At 69.1% G+C, this 16,687-nt stretch carries 12 protein-coding genes; 5 read left to right on the top strand and 7 right to left on the bottom strand.

What is annotated here, in order from left to right; all coding sequences use genetic code 11:
• Window positions 1–28 precede the first annotated feature (28 nt).
• The gene (locus GIY23_RS00710; RefSeq protein WP_154074892.1) at window positions 29–361 is read right to left on the bottom strand and encodes a type II toxin-antitoxin system PemK/MazF family toxin; all 333 of its coding nucleotides are present in this window, start codon (window positions 359–361) and stop codon (window positions 29–31) included.
• Window positions 362–364: 3 nt separating this feature from the next.
• Entirely contained in the window at window positions 365–628 is a 264-nt protein-coding gene (locus GIY23_RS00705) for a hypothetical protein (RefSeq protein WP_154074891.1), read from the bottom strand.
• A gap of 226 nt (window positions 629–854) precedes the next feature.
• Here GIY23_RS00705 and GIY23_RS00700 point away from each other — a divergent pair, with 226 nt between their 5' ends.
• Window positions 855–3,974 carry an arabinosyltransferase domain-containing protein gene (locus GIY23_RS00700; RefSeq protein WP_154074890.1) on the top strand — a complete coding sequence of 1,040 codons (3,120 nt, stop codon included), beginning with the start codon at window positions 855–857 and terminating at the stop codon, window positions 3,972–3,974.
• A 93-nt stretch (window positions 3,975–4,067) separates the two neighbouring features.
• Window positions 4,068–7,136, top strand: coding sequence for an arabinosyltransferase domain-containing protein (locus tag GIY23_RS00695; RefSeq protein WP_154074889.1), 3,069 nt, complete (start codon window positions 4,068–4,070; stop codon window positions 7,134–7,136).
• Window positions 7,137–7,188: 52 nt separating this feature from the next.
• Here GIY23_RS00695 and GIY23_RS00690 read toward each other — a convergent pair whose 3' ends face one another.
• The 4 genes from GIY23_RS00690 to glf form a co-directional block, all read right to left on the bottom strand.
• Window positions 7,189–8,100 (bottom strand): decaprenyl-phosphate phosphoribosyltransferase, encoded by a 912-nt coding sequence (locus tag GIY23_RS00690; protein WP_154078513.1) that lies wholly within the window; start codon window positions 8,098–8,100, stop codon window positions 7,189–7,191.
• Between the two features lie 142 nt (window positions 8,101–8,242).
• Window positions 8,243–8,836: a phosphatase PAP2 family protein gene (locus GIY23_RS00685; RefSeq protein WP_407646812.1), complete on the bottom strand. Its 594-nt coding sequence runs from the start codon at window positions 8,834–8,836 to the stop codon at window positions 8,243–8,245.
• A gap of 51 nt (window positions 8,837–8,887) precedes the next feature.
• Window positions 8,888–10,780 carry a glycosyltransferase gene (locus GIY23_RS00680; RefSeq protein WP_187352111.1) on the bottom strand — a complete coding sequence of 631 codons (1,893 nt, stop codon included), beginning with the start codon at window positions 10,778–10,780 and terminating at the stop codon, window positions 8,888–8,890.
• A gap of 124 nt (window positions 10,781–10,904) precedes the next feature.
• Window positions 10,905–12,092 carry a UDP-galactopyranose mutase gene (gene glf / locus GIY23_RS00675; RefSeq protein WP_154074888.1) on the bottom strand — a complete coding sequence of 396 codons (1,188 nt, stop codon included), beginning with the start codon at window positions 12,090–12,092 and terminating at the stop codon, window positions 10,905–10,907.
• Between the two features lie 382 nt (window positions 12,093–12,474).
• Between glf and GIY23_RS00670 the strand changes: the two genes are divergently transcribed.
• Complete coding sequence (locus tag GIY23_RS00670) at window positions 12,475–13,716, top strand: glycosyltransferase 87 family protein (RefSeq protein ID WP_154074887.1); 1,242 nt, start codon at window positions 12,475–12,477, stop codon at window positions 13,714–13,716.
• 85 nt (window positions 13,717–13,801) lie between these two features.
• Window positions 13,802–14,845 (top strand): N-acetylmuramoyl-L-alanine amidase, encoded by a 1,044-nt coding sequence (locus GIY23_RS00665; RefSeq protein WP_154074886.1) that lies wholly within the window; start codon window positions 13,802–13,804, stop codon window positions 14,843–14,845.
• On the opposite strand, the gene GIY23_RS00660 is transcribed toward GIY23_RS00665, so the two are convergent.
• Entirely contained in the window at window positions 14,823–15,668 is an 846-nt protein-coding gene (locus tag GIY23_RS00660; protein WP_154074885.1) for an HAD family hydrolase, read from the bottom strand. The two genes, GIY23_RS00665 and GIY23_RS00660, sit on opposite strands and share 23 nt — an antisense overlap.
• A gap of 100 nt (window positions 15,669–15,768) precedes the next feature.
• Between GIY23_RS00660 and GIY23_RS00655 the strand changes: the two genes are divergently transcribed.
• The gene (locus GIY23_RS00655; RefSeq protein ID WP_154074884.1) at window positions 15,769–16,644 is read left to right on the top strand and encodes an LLM class flavin-dependent oxidoreductase; all 876 of its coding nucleotides are present in this window, start codon (window positions 15,769–15,771) and stop codon (window positions 16,642–16,644) included.
• The last annotated feature ends 43 nt before the right edge of the window (window positions 16,645–16,687 follow it).

The raw sequence follows: 16,687 nt of genomic DNA, 5'->3' as shown, positions 1-16,687 counted from the left end.
CGCCTCCTCCGTCGTCTGCGTGCTCCGATCAGAGCCCGAGGAGCAGTCGAAGTGCGTGTTCGGCTCGATGGACCCGATCGATCGGCGCCGAGCCGAGTCGCCGGACGAGTCGCCGGGTGGACACCGACTTGATGTCTTCGGCTTTCGCGTAGGTGGTGTGGTTCAGGCCGGACTCGTCCGGCTCGATCTCGATGTGCGACGGCAGGCGGCGGCGTGTCGAGGTGACGGGGAGAACGATGATCAACTCGGCACGGCTGCGATTGAGCTGATCGGCCGAGATGATGAGTGCGGGTCGATAGCCTTGTTCGTGGCCGATGGGTTCACCGAAGTCAACCAGCCATATCTCGCCACGCTGGGCCATCGGCTACGCCCCACTCGCTTGGCCGGGCAGAGTGAACTGGTCAGGCAGAGTTGAAGCTTCGCCGGTTCGCTCAGCCTGAATCTCGGACCACTGATCGGGGTCCTCAGCGAGGCGGTCGTACTCAGCGTGGAACGCCTCCCAGAACACTGTGGCCTCATAGGTCGCTACTGCATTCTCCACCAGCGTGTGGATGCGCTGGCCTGTCTCGTCCGCAAGAGCGGCCAGGCGCGCGTGCGTTTCATCACTCACACGTACGGTCGTGCTCATACTATGCAGTCTACAGCTCCGTAGATTCAGTGGTCTATCCGAGCTGCAGCTTCCAGGGCGAGGCAACACTGAGCGTTTACCTGCACCGACTGTTGTCACTCGAAAAAGCCGGAGAATTCCACCCTGATTTTCACTTCAAACACAGAGCGTGAACGGACGGGAATCGTAATCGCATCGATACCCCGAGGTGGTCAACTGTCACGAGATCACAGCAGATCACACTTATATGGGAGAGGATTCCTCGACACCGGGCGACCACTCGGAGAGCCGCCGACGCGCACACCGCGAGAACTGGTGGATCGCCGGGCTCGCGGTGTTGACGCTCGTGCTGGCAGGGCTGGTCACGGTCGCGCCGGTCCGCGCCGAAGATCCGATCGTCACCTGGCCGAAGGCCGGCCAAGAACCCGTGTCGACGGTGATGCCGCTGTCCCCGTGGCGCCCGCTCGAGTTCGACGCGACCGTCCCCTGCTCGACGTTGCGCGCCGTCGACGCCCGCGGTGGCGGCACCGCCCTGAGCACCCAACCGAACGGCGGCCCCGGGCTCGGGATCTCGGCGCAGGGCGGCACGGCGCGCTTCTGGGTTTCCGGTCAGGACGTGCTCGTCGAGCCGGTCCGCGCCGGAAACTGCTCGTACCAGGTCATCGCGGACGCCGACGGAGTACGGGTCCTCCGCGACGGATCGCTGCAGGTGAGCATGCCCGAGATGCTCCCGCCGCAGGTCGCCGAACTCGCCACCGACGCCGAAGGACTCCCCGAAGCCGCCGGGCTCGCAGTCGAACTCCACACCGACAACCGGTACGCCCACTCCCCGACCCCGTTGAAGATCGCGCTGCTCGCGGCCCACCTGCTCGCGCTCGGCGCACTGCTCTTCGTCGCCTGGCGGCGCTGGCGCGGCTCGCAGTCGATCCGCGGGCTGCGCCGACCCCGGTTCGGGGTGCCCGACGCGCTCGTCGTCCTGATCTCGCTGGCCTGGGTGTTCCTCGGCCCGGCGAACATGGACGACGGCTGGTACCTGCAGATGGCGCGCAACGCCTCGGAGTCCGGGTACGTGGGCAACTTCGTCTACATGTTCAACGTCACCGAGAACCCGTTCGTGCTCAGCCAGTACCTGCTGCAGTTCTGGGGCGAACTCGGTGGCTGGTCCCTGTGGTGGATGCGCCTGGTCCCGGTCGGCTGCGCGCTCGTGACCTGGGCTCTGCTGCGGGTGCTGCTCGCGAGCATCCTCGGCCGCTCCGGCGGGCCGTGGTCGGTGCCGTGGGCGTTGCTGGTGGCCCACCTGGTGTGGTTCCTGCCCTACGGCCTCACGCTGCGACCGGAACCCGTGATCGTCATGTGCGCGGCAGCGACGCTGGTGTTCACCGAGGCCGCGTTCCTGCGCAAGTCGGTCGGCGCGCTGGCCATCGCCGTCGTGTTCGCCGCGCTCGCCATGACCGTCTCCCCGTCCGGGATCGTCGCGGCGGCGCCGCTGGTGCTGAGTCTGCTGTGGCTGGTGCCGTGGATGCGCCGCCAAGGCTGGTCCGCTCGGATCGCCGCCAGTGCGCTCGCCGCGGCGGCGGCCACTGTCGTGGTGCCGGTCGGGTTCGCCGACGCCACACTCGCCGACGTCGTCGAAGCCACCCGGGTGCACCGCTGGTACTACCTGTCGTTCCCCTGGTACGAGGAGTTCGGGCATTACCAGACGCTGCTGAACACGGCAGGCTGGGCGCGACGACTGCCCGTACTACTGACGCTCGCGATTCTCGTGATCGTCGCCATCGCCAGCGGACGCGACCGGATGGGCCGTGACCCGATCCGGCGGCTCGTGGTCATCAGCGCCATCACCACCGCCATCGCGCTCGCGCTGATCGCACTCACCCCGACGAAGTGGGTGAACCACTTCCACGCCGTCGCCGCCGCCCCGACGGTGCTGCTCGCGGCGGCACTGTTGCGCTCGCCCCTGCCGCGACGCGCCGGGCCCGTCATCACGACCGTCGCGGTGCTGCTGCTGGTCGGGGCGGCCTCGTTGAGCTTCGACGGCGCGAACTGGTGGATCCCGTTCACCGACGCCGGACAACGCTTCGGCAACCACCTCGACCCGGACCCGGCGACGAACAACCTCGCGCCCCACTTCGGCGACCTGTACCTCCGTAATCCGCTGCTGTGGATCGGGGTCGCGGTCCTGGCGTGGCTGTGGGCGCGATGGCGGCGCAGCAGCGGCAAGCCCGCGGCGATCAACCCCGATCGTGCGGTGATCGTGGCGGCCTCGATCGGCTCGGTGCTGCTGATGGTGGCACTGTTCGTCTGGGCCCCGATCGGCCAGCATCCCGGGTGGACGGTCGCGCGCGGCGGCGTGCAGACGATGTTCGGGGACGGCTGCGGCATCGCCGACGACGTCTCCGTCCAGGTTCCCACCGCGCAGCAGCTCGGCCCGCCCGACCGGCCGCCGCAGCGCGTCGGCGACTTCGCCAACGAGCGCCCGGTACCGGTGAACACCGAACCGTGGGGAACATCTGCTCCGATCTGGCACGACGAACAGCCTGACGGCACCACCACCGGCACCGGCTCGCTCACCACCGGCTGGTACCCACTTCCTGCCGAGGGATCGCACGTCACGCTGCCGATCGCGGGCGCGATCAACGGGCAGGAAGTCCGGATGGAGTTCGCGCGGGCCACGCCCGGCGGCCCCGAACCCGAGGACTCCGTGGTCATGGGCGGCGACATCCGGCGCCCGCACGACGAATGGCAGCAGCTCGCCGTGCCGATCCCGCAACCACGGCCGGACTTGGTGCGGGTCGTGGCGACCGACCGGATCACCGGAGTGAACACGTGGTTCGCCGTGGCCGAGCCGAAGGTCACCGAAGCGCGTCCGATCAGCGAACTCACCGACGGCAAGGTCGTCTTCGCCAACCACATCGCCGCCGGGCTGTGGCCGTGCGTCAACCAGGTCTCGATCCGGCACGGCCTCACCGACACCCCGTCGATACGGATGACCACCGACGAGTGGCTCCCTCCGGAGTGGCCGGACAACATCAGCAACCTCACCTGGGGCGGGGCATGGATGCAGACGTCTCGCGCGTGGGTGCAGACGAAACTGGCGGCCGAACTCGCCCCGGGAGGGCCGCCGAGACTGCCGTGGGGTCAGGTGTTCGCGGTCCGCTACCTGCACCCGGTCGACCAGTACGACCTGCGCGTCGACCACGAGGTGCGTTCCGGGCTCACCGGGTTCCCGACGCTCGCCGACAACGACTACCCGGTGATCGAGCGCAACCCGGGCTACGAGAACAACCCGCCGGAAGAGGAAGCGGAAGGGCTGGAGTCCGAAGCGGACTCGGGGGGCTCGGAACCCACGCCGAACTCACCCGGCTGAACATCCGACCACACCACAGGTTGCTGCGCTCCGAATTCCGTAGTGGGCTGACCGTCGAGCCCGCCCAGGCCGCCCGGTGCGAGGGACGATGCCGTGACGACGAAACCACGCGACCCGTCGCGAAAGACCGCCGACCGAGGCACCGTCGTCGCGCTCGTCGTGGGACTGCTCGGGATCGTGCTCGCGGCGCTCGTGCCGTTCGCGCCGGTTCTCGCCGACACCACGCGGGTGACCTGGCCGGAAGCGGGCCGCCCCGCCGAGTCGACGACGGCGTTCTTCGTTCCCTACGAACCCGAATCGCTCACGCTCGACGCACCCTGCCCGGTGCTGCGCGCCGCCCAGGAACGCGACCAGGGCACGACCGTGATGAGCACGCACCTGCCTGGTCGTGCGACGACAGGACTCGTGGTCACCGTTGCCGGGGATCAGCTGCGCGTGCTGGTGGACGGCCGGGAGATCTACTCGGAACCGCTCTCGGGTGGTCCGGACTGCGGGCTCACTGTGGACGCCGACGCGAACGGGACAGTGCTGCGCGTCGCGGGAGACACCGTGCGGTTCCCCGTACGCCACGTGCACGAGGTCTTCGCGTTCACCACCGACCTCGCCCCCGAGGACACCGGCGGCATGCAGGTCGAAGCGAGGACGAGCACGTGGTTCGAGAGCGTGCCCACGCCGGGCAAGATCGTGCTGCTGGCGCTTCACGCGGCGTTGGTGGTCGTGTCGCTCGTTCTGCTGGGACTCGCCGACCGGCGGCGTCGCGTGTCGAGACGGAAACGACGCGTCGGCCTCAGACCGTGGCCGTTCGACGTCGGCATCGTTCTCGTCCTCGGGTGGTGGCTCGTCCTGGGCCCCACCACACCAGACGACAGCTTCGCCGCCATGACCCTGCGGCAGGGCCTCGAGAACGGCGACGTGAGCAACTACTACCGGTGGGCGAACTCGTCGGAGTCCCCGTTCAACCTGTTCCAACGTGTACTCGAACCGTGGGCGCTGATCAGCGAACATCCACTGTGGATGCGGATCCCCAGTGTGCTGACCGTGCTGCTGATCTGGGTGCTGCTCAGCCGCATGCTGCTACCGGACCTGCTGGCGAGCAGTGCCCGCAGCCGGTGGGTGCAGCTGCTCACCGCCGTGAGCCTGCTGGCGTGGTGGATGCCGTTCGGACTGGGCGTTCGCCCTGAGCCGCTGGCAGCGCTGGGCGTCACCGCGACACTGACGTTCCTGGTCCACGGCGTCACCCACCGTCGGCTGCTGCCGCTGGGGTTCGGTGCGCTCACGGCGGGACTCAGCCTCGCGGTCAGCCCGAGCGCGATCACCGGGCTCGCCGCGATCGTCGTGCTCGCCCCCCGCCTCGTCCGGCTGATCCGAGGTACGGCAGCCAGGGTTCTGCTCGCTCGGGTGGCGCTCGGCGGCTGCCTCGCGTCGGTCGGGCCGGTCGTGATGTTCGCCGACCAGACCTGGTTCGGGGTGCGTCGAGCGACCGCCCTGCACCGGTTCTTCGGTCCGAACGTCGCCTGGTTCGAGGAGATCCAGCGCTACGAAGCCCTGTTCAGCTTCGACCTGCAAGGCGGAGTGACCCGGCGGGTCGCGGTGCTGACCACGGTGGCACTGGCGGTGACCGTGCTCGCGCTCGCGGCTCGCGGCTCACTGCCGAGGCTGCGCGCGGCCGCGGTACCCGCGAGTTGTTTCGCGCTCGGCCTCGTCCTGCTCGTCGCCGCTCCGTCCAAATGGACCCACTACTTCGGTGCGCTGGCAGGCGTCGGCACCGCGACGATCGTGACGGCGATCGTGGTGCTCTGGACCGCCGCCCGACGGAGACCGAACCGGCAGACGCTGCTCGTCGGCGTGATCGGCACGGGCGCGACGATCCTCGCCGCCGGGCTCTCGTATGCCGGCGAGAACCGGTGGTTCCTGCACTCGCAGTACGGCATGCCGTGGGGCGAGCAGCCGGTTCGACCATTGAACAGCCCGCTGTTCTGGCTGCTGGTCGTCGCCGTCGTGGTGCTGCTCGCCCGGAACAGACGCGGCGCGCTGGTGCGGGCGCCCGCGATCGTGGCCACCTCGACCGTCGCGCTGTCGGTGGTGTTGATGCTGTTCTCGTTCACCGTGGCGCCGCTGCGTCAGTCCGACAGTTACTCGATCGGCGGCCAGATGCTGGACACCCTGCGAGGCGGCAGCTGCGGGCTCGTCGACAAGATCGACGTTGTCTCCGACGCCGAGAACGGGGTGCTGCGGCTGCGCGAGGAACCCGCAGCGGACGAGCCCGCCGGACAAGGCCAGGGGTTCACCCGCGGCGAAGGCTACGACGAGAACTACGCGGCGCCCGCGGAACCGGGGTCGGGCAGTGCCCGCTACCTCTGGGGCAGCCTCGCGGACGGTCAGATCAGCACCGGCAGCTTCACCACAGACGACTTCGCGCTCCCCGATCTCGGCGAACAGCAGGAGCTGGCCGTCTCGGTCGCCGGACGCACCGGCGACGGCAACAGTCTCGTGGTGGAGTTCGCGGGACCTGACGGGCCACTCGGGCAGCGTGTGCTCGACGACGCCTACACCGACGACGACGAACGGCCGCAGTACCCGACGAACCGCGTCGAGCAGGACGAGCCACAGGACACCCCGTCGTGGCGGACGCTGCACATCGACCGTTCGGCCGTTCCGGACGGTGCGGATCGGCTGCGCCTGCGCGCCGAGGACGCCACGACCGACGCGGGCGGCTGGCTTGCCTTCACCGGCCCCCGGGTCCGCGACCTCACACCGATGACACAGTTCCTGGACGACCGGCCCGGGCCGGTGTTCGTGGACTGGTCGATCCTGTGGTCGACGCCGTGTCTGCAGCACCGGCTCGCCCGCGTCGGCGACGGCCTCGTCGAACCTCCGAGGCTGCTGCTCGCTCCCCCAGGGGCGCTCGGGTTCAGCGGCGACGCCAGCTTCGCCACCAGCATCGGCGGATCCTTCGCGGGACTGGACGAACTCGGGGCACGACGCGACGTCACCACCCGGCTCCAGGGCTCGCTCAGTCGCCCGCAGCACACCACCTGGGGTGTGCTGCAAGTGACCGACTATCCGATCGCGACCAGCGCCTACGACCGCGCCACCAGCCAACGCTGGCAATGGGGCTGGCAAGGCCCGACATCCGTGCTGCTGTCCGAACCGCACGCGTGAGCCTTTTTGGTGGTCATAGGCACCACAAAGGCTCACGCTCCTGTCGTGCGGATCAGAAGTAGAACGCCATCAGCATGCAGCCGGCGACCGCGGCCCCCAGAACGATGAGCACCTTGTCCTTGAGGACCACTTCCTCGGGCTCGCCCGCGGTGCCCTTGTCCACGTCCACCGCGTACCGCAGGATCGCGATCACGAACGGCACGATCGAGACCGTGCTCCAGATCGACGAGATGTTGTGCTGCTGGTAGGCCCACAGCGCGTAGCAGGTGATCACGATCGCCGCCGAGATCGCCCACACGAACCGCAGGTACGACGCCGAGTACCCCTCCAGGGACTTGCGGATCTTCGCGCCCGTGCGCTCGGCCAGGATGATCTCCGCGTACCGCTTACCCGCCACCATGAACAGCGAACCGAACGCGGTGACCAGCATGAACCACTGCGAGATCGGCAACGCGGCAGCGGCACCACCGGCGATGATGCGCAGCAGGAAGCCGGACGACACGATGCACATGTCGATCACCGGCTGGTGCTTGAGACCGAAGCAGTACCCCAGCTGCACCGCCACGTACACCGCCGTGACCACCGCGAGCATCGGCGTCACCAGCAGCGACACCCCGATCGAACCCGCGAGCAGCAGGGTCGCCACCACGTAGGCGACCGGCAACGGCACCAGGCCCGCCGCGATCGGCCGGTAGCGCTTCTTCGGGTGCGCCCGGTCGGCCTCCACGTCCTTCGCGTCGTTGACGAAGTAGATGCCCGAGGCCGCCATCGAGAAGACGATGAACGCCATCGCGGCATCCAACAGCACGCCCAGGTCGCCGATCTCGCCCGCGAGGAACGGCACCGCCAGCACGAGGACGTTCTTCACCCACTGCTTCGGGCGAGCCTCGCGCACGAGTCCCGTCAGCAGACCCGAGGCCGTCCCCGCCTTGCCCGCTTCGGCTGTCGGGGCCGTCGGTGCGATCGGCTCCTCCTCGGTCGCCACCACACCGTCGTCGGTGCCCTCGGCAGCGGCCTTCTCGGACGAGTCCGTGTCCGGGGACGTCGTCTTCGCGGTCTCGGCGACCTCGGCGGTCCTCGCTTCCGGACCGCCCGTTTCCGTCTCGTCAGCCACGATTCCTCCGCCGTCTCATGAATCGCCGGACGCCCCACGCTACGACGCCACCCAGCGCCGAGCCCGCGAGAACGTCGCTCGGATAGTGCACACCCAGCACGACGCGGCTCAGCATCATCGGGGGCACCAGCACCGGCGTCAGCTTCTTACCGGTCAACCCGCCGTAGAGCACCGCGGCGGCCGTCGTCGACGTCGCGTGCGAGGACGGGAAACTCAACTGGCTCGGGGTACCCACCAGCAACTGGACGTTCGGGTCCTTCGGACGGGGCCGTCGTACGACCCGCTTGATCCCGATGGACGCGCCGTGGGCGAACGCGACACCGGCGGTCGCGGCCACCCACTCACCGCGGCGCCGCCGGTCCACGGCGGCGCCGATCGCACCGATCGCGAGCCACCCTGCGGCGTGCTCGCCGAACTGCGACATCGCCCGCGCGGCCTTCACGACCGGCGGCTTCGCCAAGGCGCCCTGCACGGAACGCAGGGCCACGGTCTCGGGGGTGACCGCGTACTCCGCCTCATGGACCTCGCCGGTGTCCACCCGCTCCTCGGCGGGTGCCACCGTGGTCATCTCCTGAGGTCTGGCCATGTTCGTTCTCCGGATCCGACCCGGCGGGAGGTACCGCACCGGGCCTCGAGGTCACTTCTGGTCGAAGACCTGTTTCCAGGACTCGGGGCTGGTCAGTTCGGGCAGCGCCGCACGATACGCCTCCCGCAGCTTCGGCCACTCCTTCGCCAGCTTGCGGTAGGTCGCCAGCGCCTGAAGGCCCAGCCTGCGGAACTCCTCCGGGTCGCGGCGCCGGAACGCGACACCGCTGCCGTCGGGATGCGAGACGGTCGCGCTGTCCAACGAGCCGAGCAGGAACCAGCGCGCGCTCGCGGCGGGCACGTTCAGCTGCGGGCGCCGGGACGCGTCCGCAGCCGGGTCCTTGAGGTTGTGCAGCAGCGCCTTCGACGCACGCGCCGCGATCACAGCAGGGTTCACCGGCGGCTGGAGCAGACCCTCGGCCATGATCGGGTCCGCTGTCGGGGGCGGGAACTCCCGCGCCGACGGCAGAGTCTGCGCGTCCTCGTAGTGCGCGCGCAGTTCCCGGACCTCGGGCAACGCCGTCCGCAGGCTGTCGAACAGGCCTTCCGGGCCGGACATGAAGTCCTCGAGGGCACGCAGCTGCACGGCGACCGTCGAGTACTCCATCGACAGCAGGTGCCGCAGCGTCAGCTTCACGCCCTGCTTGACGATGTTCGTGCTCACGCTCTCGGGACTGTGCAGCGCGGCGAGGATGAGCCGGTTGCGGGTGTGGAAGTACGCGGTCCAGTCCGTGGCGTCGTTCTTGTCCGTCCACGGCATGTGCCAGATCGCCGCGCCCGGCAGGCTCACCGTCGGGAAGCCGTGCTCGGCGGCGCGCAGCGAGTACTCCGAGTCGTCGTGCTTGATGAACAGCGGCAGCGGCAGCCCGGTGGTCTCGATGACCTCACGCGGGAACAGGCACATCCACCAGCCGTTGTAGGTGGAGTGGATGCGCTGGTGCAGCTTGGTGCTCTTGCGCAGCGACGTCTTGGCGAAGTCGAAATCGGTCACCGCCCCCGGCGCGGCACGCCACACCGCGGCACCGAGGTCGACGACCTCGCCCATCGTGTGCAGGCGCGAGCGCGCCTGGAGGTTGAGCATGTGACCGCCGACGATGACCGGCTGGGCGGCGGCCCGCGCGAACGCGTTGGCGCGCAACACGCTGTCCGGCTCGAGCGCGATGTCGTCGTCGAGCAGCAGCACCTGCGCGGCGTCGGAGTTGTGAACGCCCTCGTACATGATGCGGCCGAATCCACCGGAACCACCGAGGTTGGCCTGTTCGATGACCTGCAGCTTGTCGCCGAGCCTGCGGGCGGCCTCGTCGAAGCCCTCGGTGTCGCGGATCTTCTGCGCACCCTGGTCGGCGACGATCACGCGTTCGACCACGTCGAGCACCTGCTGGTCCTCGCCCAGCGTCTGCAACGCGATCACGCAGTCGTGCGGGCGCATCGTCGTCGTGCCCACCACGACCTGCTGCCGGGGCAACGGGACGTCGGTGGTCCAGGCCGCCTCGTCGACCTCCAGGGCGGAGTCGTTGGTGAAGACGTCGAACCAGATCCAGCCGCCGTCCTCGAACGGGCGCAACGCCACGCGGAACTCCAGCGAGGTCCACGAGTCACCGCTCGCGACCGGCGTGCCCTGCAGATGCACGCTGTCGCCGTTGGGTTTCGAGCGGTACACGTCGATCCGACCGGCGCCGCGCACCGTCATCCGGAGCACGACCTCGTCGACCTCGGTCCACCGCTTCCAGTAGCTCGCCGGGAAGGCGTTGAAATACGAGGCGAAGGAAACCTTGCTGTGCGCGGGAACCTGTACCGCACGCCGCGAGAGCACCGTCGCCGTCGTCGACAGCGCCTGCGGCTCGTCGAGATAGAGCACCCGCACGTCGAGCGGGTCCTCGTCGCGGGGCAGCACGATGCGCTGCAGCACCTGCTCGGCGGCGACAGGGCGCTGACCGGTGCGCACCGACGCCGAGTCGCTGACCTTGCTCTCGCCCTCGGCGGAACCCGGCGCGGCGTCACCGGCCACGGTGACCGGCGCGTCGGTCTCGGCCTCCGCCGACGACGATGCGGCTGTCCGGTCGGTCACGTCAGTCCTCCATCGAGCCGTCGAGTGAACGGCCCTCGGTGAAGTAGGGGGCAATCTTGTTGTCGAACATGCTCAACGCGGACCCGATCGCCATGTGCATGTCCAGGTACTTGTACGTGCCCAGGCGCCCGCCGAAGATCACCTTGCGGTCCTTGGCCTCGGCCTTCGCCCGCTGCCGGTAGGCCTCCAGCTTGGCGCGGTCGTCGGAGGTGTTGATCGGGTAGTACGGCTCGTCGCCGCTCTCGGCGAAGCGCGAGTACTCCCGCACGATGACCGTCTTGTCCTTCGGGTAGTCCCGCTCCGGGTGGAAGTGCCGGAACTCGTGGATCCGGGTGTACGGGACCTCGCGGTCCGCGTAGTTCAGCACCGGCGTGCCCTGGTAGTCCTCGGTGTGCACGACTTCGGATTCGAAGTCCAGGGTGCGCCATCCGAGCTCGCCGTCGGCGTAGTCGAAGTACTGGTCCAGCGGCCCCGTGTACACCACCGGCGTCCCCTGCGGGATCTGGTCGCGCACCGTGAAGTAGTCGGTGTCCAGGCGCACGTCGATGTTGTCGTGCTCGGCCATCTTCTCCAGCCAGGCCGTGTAGCCGTCGACCGGAAGACCCTCGTAGGTGTCGTTGAAGTACCGGTTGTTGAAGTTGTAGCGGACCGGCAGCCGCGCGATGTTCGCGGCGGGCAGTTCCTTGGGGTCGGTCTGCCACTGCTTGGCCGTGTAGCCCTTCACGAACGCCTCGTAGAGGGGGCGCCCGATGAGGGAGATGGCCTTCTCCTCGAGGTTCTGTGCGTCAGAGGTCTCGATCTCCGCCGCCTGCTCGGCCACGAGCGCCTTCGCCTCGTCCGGCGAGAACGCCCGGCCGAAGAACTGACAGAGCAGCCCCAAGTTCATCGGAAAGGAGTAAATCTGGCCATCGTGCCGGGTGAATACCCGGTGCTGATAGTCGGTGAAGTCCGTGAACTGGTTGACGTAGTCCCACACCCGCTTGTTGGAGGTGTGGAACAGGTGCGCACCGTAGCGGTGCACCTCGATACCGGTCTCGGGCTCGGCCTCCGAATAGGCGTTGCCCCCGATGTGGTCACGTCGGTCCAGCACCAGCACCCGCTTGTCGAGCTGGGTGGCGGCGCGCTCTGCGATCGTGAGGCCGAAGAACCCGGAACCCACGACGATCAGGTCATACCCTGCGAAGCTCACAGCCGTCGAGGGTAGCGGGAACGGAGCAACGCCCTGAAACCGCGTTGACGTTTGACACAGCAGGCAGCTACCTGGAGTGTTCGCGCTGGTCCACGGCGTGCTCGATGGGCAGAATCCGATGAAAACGGGCCGCCACTTCGAGTGACATCCCTGTCACTTTCCGAATCGACCCCCGAAAACCACCCCCTGACAGAGCGAACCGCGTCCGACGCGCCGCAGCATGTCGGACACTGGCTGCGTCGACTCGCGGCCCGGGCACGCCCACCCACGTGAGTCGCGCGCACCCCCGTTCAGGGCAGAATTACGAGTGAATCCTTCTCGTAGCGGGCCCGCAGGGGGCCGCCGCGCCTCCACGTCCGTCCTGCACAGGGGTGATCGACCAGTGTCGCGTGCACGTGACGGCCGGTATCTGCTGGTCGCCGCAGTCGTCATCGAGGTCCTGGCGATCTGGTTCGTGCACTGGATCGACACGCGGGGCTACCTCGACACCGAGATCTACCGGCTCGGCGCGCGCGCCTGGCTCGACGGATTCGCGATCTACGGCGACGACCTCACACCCGAGACACCGGACAGCGGGACGCTGCCGTTCATCTATCCACCGTTCGCCGCGCTGCTGTTCGTGCCACTGGCCTGGATCTCCGCCGAGGCCGCCGTCGTCGTGGTCTCCGTGCTCTCCCACCTGAGCATCCTGGTCACCGCGTACGCGCTGGCCCGGTCCTCGCCCTACCTGGCCGCCCGGTCCGGGCAGATCGCGGTGGCCACGGCGCTGGTCATGCCGTTCGTGACGCTCACCGAACCCGCCAGGGACACGCTCAACTACGGGCAGATCAACCTCGTGATCATGGCGCTGGTCGCCGCGGACTGTCTGCTGCCACGAACACCGTGGCCTCGCGGGCTGCTGGTCGGCATCGCCGGTGCGATCAAGCTGACCCCGCTCGGGTTCCTGCTGCTGTTCGTCCTGCGCAAGGACATTCAGGCGGCGGCGATCGCGGTACTGACCTTCTCCACCACCGTGGTCGTCGGGTTGCTGGCCGCGCCGGAGGACTCGGCGGACTGGTGGCTCGACACCGTCGTCTCCACCGGGGACTCGTTCGGCACCGTGTACGCGGGCAACCTGACGCTGCGCAGCCTCATCGCGAAACAGGAGGTCACCGACACGGCGCTGAACGTGTCCTGGGTGGCGGGCTGCCTGCTGCTGCTCGTGCTCGCGGTACTCGGGATGCGCTACGCGCTCGACCGCAACAACGTCGCGCTCGCGGTCATGGTGAACGCGATCCTCGTGCTGCTCGTCTCCCCGATCTCGTGGTCGCACCACTGGGTGTGGGCGGGCCCGGCGCTCGCGCTCGGCTTCGCGATCGCGGTCCACAAACGCTGGTGGGGCGTGCTCTGGACCGTGCTGATCTGCGCGGTGATCGTGATGATGGGGCCGCACTGGTACCTGCCGTACACCAACGACCGCGAGCTGGACTGGACGTTCTCGCAGCAGATCGTCGGGAACTCCTACACGCTGATCGGGATCGGATTCCTCGTCGCGATGGCCCTCGCCTGGGTGCGGCACCACCCGTCCCGAGCGGAGAAGGCGCACCGCACGGAGATCAGCCGGGGCATCCTTCCACTGCGGTGAATCGCATCGGGCGGGGCGGTCGACTCCGGCGCATACTCCCCTGGTGCCCAGGTCGTGATCTCCCACGAGCCGAGCGAGGTGTTTCGTGCGCCTGTTCCCCGTGATCGCCGCGATCGTGTTGACCAGCGGCCCCGTCGTCGCCCCCGCGGCGCACGCCGACGAAGGCGTGGAGACCACTGTGGACCGCGTTGCCCTGGCCTCCGTGGCCACCGACCGTTCCGGAGTGCGCGAGGTGCGACCCGGGAACGCGTTCCGGATGGTCGGACTCACCTGGCGCGGAGCCGCCCCGGACAGCGTCCAGCTGCGCCACCGCGACTCCGGCGCGTGGAGTCCGTGGACCTCGCTCGACCCGGCTACCGGCGGGCCCGGAGCCACCGGGACCGAGCCGCTGTGGGTCGGGCACGCTACCGAAGTCCGGGTGCGGGCGACCGAGAACGGTCGAGACGTCACCGACCGGCTGACACTCGTCGCACTCGACCCCGGTTCGGCCGACACACCCACCCCCACCGCGAAGGGCGGCCACCCGCCCGTGGTGACCCGCGCGCAGTGGGGAGCCGACGAGTCGAAGATGACCTGGCCTCCCGAGCCCACACCCACCACGAAAGCCGTCGCCGTGCACCACACCGCAGGCGCCAACGACTACTCGTGCCAGGACTCCGCGGCGCTCGTGCGTGGCATTTTCGAGTACCACGCCGTCGAACTCGGCTGGGGCGACATCGGCTACCACGTGCTCGTGGACCGCTGCGGCACGATGTTCGAAGGCCGCACCGGGGGACTCACCGGGCACGTCGTCGGCGGACACGCGGGCGGGTTCAACCGGGACACGTTCGGTGTCTCCATGATGGGCAGCCACGACCTCGTCGAACCCGGGGCTGCGGCGCTGGAATCGGTCTCGTCGATCACGGCGTGGAAACTCGCGGAGTCCGGTGTGGACCCGCGCGCCACAGCCACGCTCGTCTCCGCCGGCGGCGGCACCTCCCGCTACCCCGAAGGGGCGGAAGTCGCACTGCCGACGGTCTTCGCCCACCGCGACGTCGGAAACACGGACTGCCCCGGCCGCTACGGCTACGCGGCGATGGACCGGATCCGCGACCGGGCGGCGGAACTCATCCCGCCACCGGCGCCGTAGGCCCGGCCGGTGTCCACCACCGCTCGAGCACGCGGGCGACACCGTCCGCGCTGTGCTCGACGGTGACCTCGTCGGCTACCGCGAACAGATCCTCGTGCGCGTTGCCCATCGCGACCCCGTAGCCGGCCCACTCCAACATCGGCAGGTCGTTCGGCATGTCCCCGAACGCCAGGACATCCTCCGCGCCGACCCCGAGCTCGCGCGCGACCTCCGCCAATCCGGACGCCTTGTGCACCCCCGGCGCGGAGATCTCCAACAACCCCAGACCCATCGAATAGGTGATCTGCACGCGCTCACCGAGCACCTGTCCCGCGGCCTCGGCCATCTGGGCACTGTTCATGCTCTCGTGCAGCACCAGCAGCTTCACCGCGTCGTGGCCGACGAGTTCGCCGAGCGGGGCGATGGTGATCTCGCTGTCCGGCCAGCCGTGGCCGAACCCCTCCTCGGCGAGCGCCTGTTCCGGCACCCGATCCCGCGCCGAGGACATGCAGCGCTCCACAGCGAACCGGCAGCCCGGCAGGATCTCGCGCAGCACGTGCGCGATGTCGTGCAACGTGACCGCGTCGAGCAGCGAGGCGGACACGACCCGGTCGGCGTGTGCGTCGTAGACGATGGCGCCGTTCGAGCACACCGTCAGGCCCCGAATCCCGAGAGCCTCCGTGACCGGTGGGAGCCACCGAGGCGGACGCCCGGTCACGAGCACGAACGGAATCCCGGCGTCGACCACCCCGCGAGCGGCTGCCGCGGTGCGCTCGGACACCTGCTCCAGCGCACCCAGGAGCGTGCCGTCCACGTCCGAGGCGACCAAGCGAGGCGAACCCATTCGTTCATCATGCCCGAACACGGCGGCGAGCCGGTGCGATGTTCACCACCTTGCCCGGACCCCTCGTCGCCCACCCCGTCGAGCCGGTACGGTCGCCGGGGTGCGCGCAGGGATCGTGATTCTCCCCGAACACCGCTGGTGGGCGGCCGAACCGTTGTGGCGGATGGCCGAGGAGTACGGCTTCCACCACGCGTGGACCTACGACCACCTCGGGTGGCGTTCGCTGGTGGACAAGCCGTGGTTCGACGCGGTGCCGACGCTGACGGCCGCCGCGACCGTCACCTCGAAGATCCGGCTCGGCACGCTCGTCGCCTCGCCGAACTTCAGGCACCCGGCCCACTTCGCCCGCGAACTCACCGCCCTCGACGACGTGTCCGACGGGCGGTTCTCCGTGGGGCTCGGCGCGGGCGGGGTGGGGTTCGACGCGACGGTCCTCGGCGCCGCGGGACTGAGCTCGGGGCAGCGGGTCGACCGCTACACCGAATTCGTCGAACTGCTGCACCAGATCCTCACCCAGGACGTGACGACCTACCAGGGCGAGTACTTCGAGGCCGTCGAGGCACGTCGCTCGCCCGGATGTGTGCAACAGCCACGAGTGCCGTTCGTGATGGCCGCCAACGGCCCGCGCTCGATGCGACTCGCCGCCCGCTACGGCACCGGGTGGGTGACCACCGGCCGAGGAGGGGACGACGTCGAGGCGTGGTGGCGTGGCGTGGCCGCGACGGCACGCACGTTCGACGAGACTCTGGAGGAAGTGGGCCGCAAGCGCCCCATGGCCCGCTACCTGCAGGCCGACGCCGCACCGACGTACTCGCTGTCCAGCGCCGAGTACTACAAGGAAGTCGTGGGGCGTGCGAAGGAACTCGGCTTCACGGACGTGATCACGCACTGGCCGCGACCCGACGGGCCGTACGAGGGCAAGGAGTCGGTGCTGGAGGAGATCGCCTCGGACGTGCTGCCCTCACTGCGATCGTGAGGTGTAGCGGGCGCGGACCGGGGTAGCCCTCCTCAGAACGCAT

The organism is Allosaccharopolyspora coralli (assembly GCF_009664835.1).
Taxonomy (GTDB): domain Bacteria; phylum Actinomycetota; class Actinomycetes; order Mycobacteriales; family Pseudonocardiaceae; genus Allosaccharopolyspora; species Allosaccharopolyspora coralli.
Note: the sequence above shows the minus strand (reverse complement) of the source record. Positions and strands in the feature narration are given on the sequence as shown.

Bases quoted from the DNA above. Each gene is read 5' to 3' on its own strand.
- GIY23_RS00685 (WP_407646812.1), bottom strand. From the start codon at position 8,836: ATGGCCAGACCTCAGGAGATGACCACGGTGGCACCCGCCGAGGAGCGG.
- GIY23_RS00700 (WP_154074890.1), top strand. From the start codon at position 855: ATGGGAGAGGATTCCTCGACACCGGGCGACCACTCGGAGAGCCGCCGA.
- GIY23_RS00705 (WP_154074891.1), bottom strand. From the start codon at position 628: ATGAGCACGACCGTACGTGTGAGTGATGAAACGCACGCGCGCCTGGCC.
- GIY23_RS00660 (WP_154074885.1), bottom strand. From the start codon at position 15,668: ATGGGTTCGCCTCGCTTGGTCGCCTCGGACGTGGACGGCACGCTCCTG.
- GIY23_RS00710 (WP_154074892.1), bottom strand. From the start codon at position 361: ATGGCCCAGCGTGGCGAGATATGGCTGGTTGACTTCGGTGAACCCATC.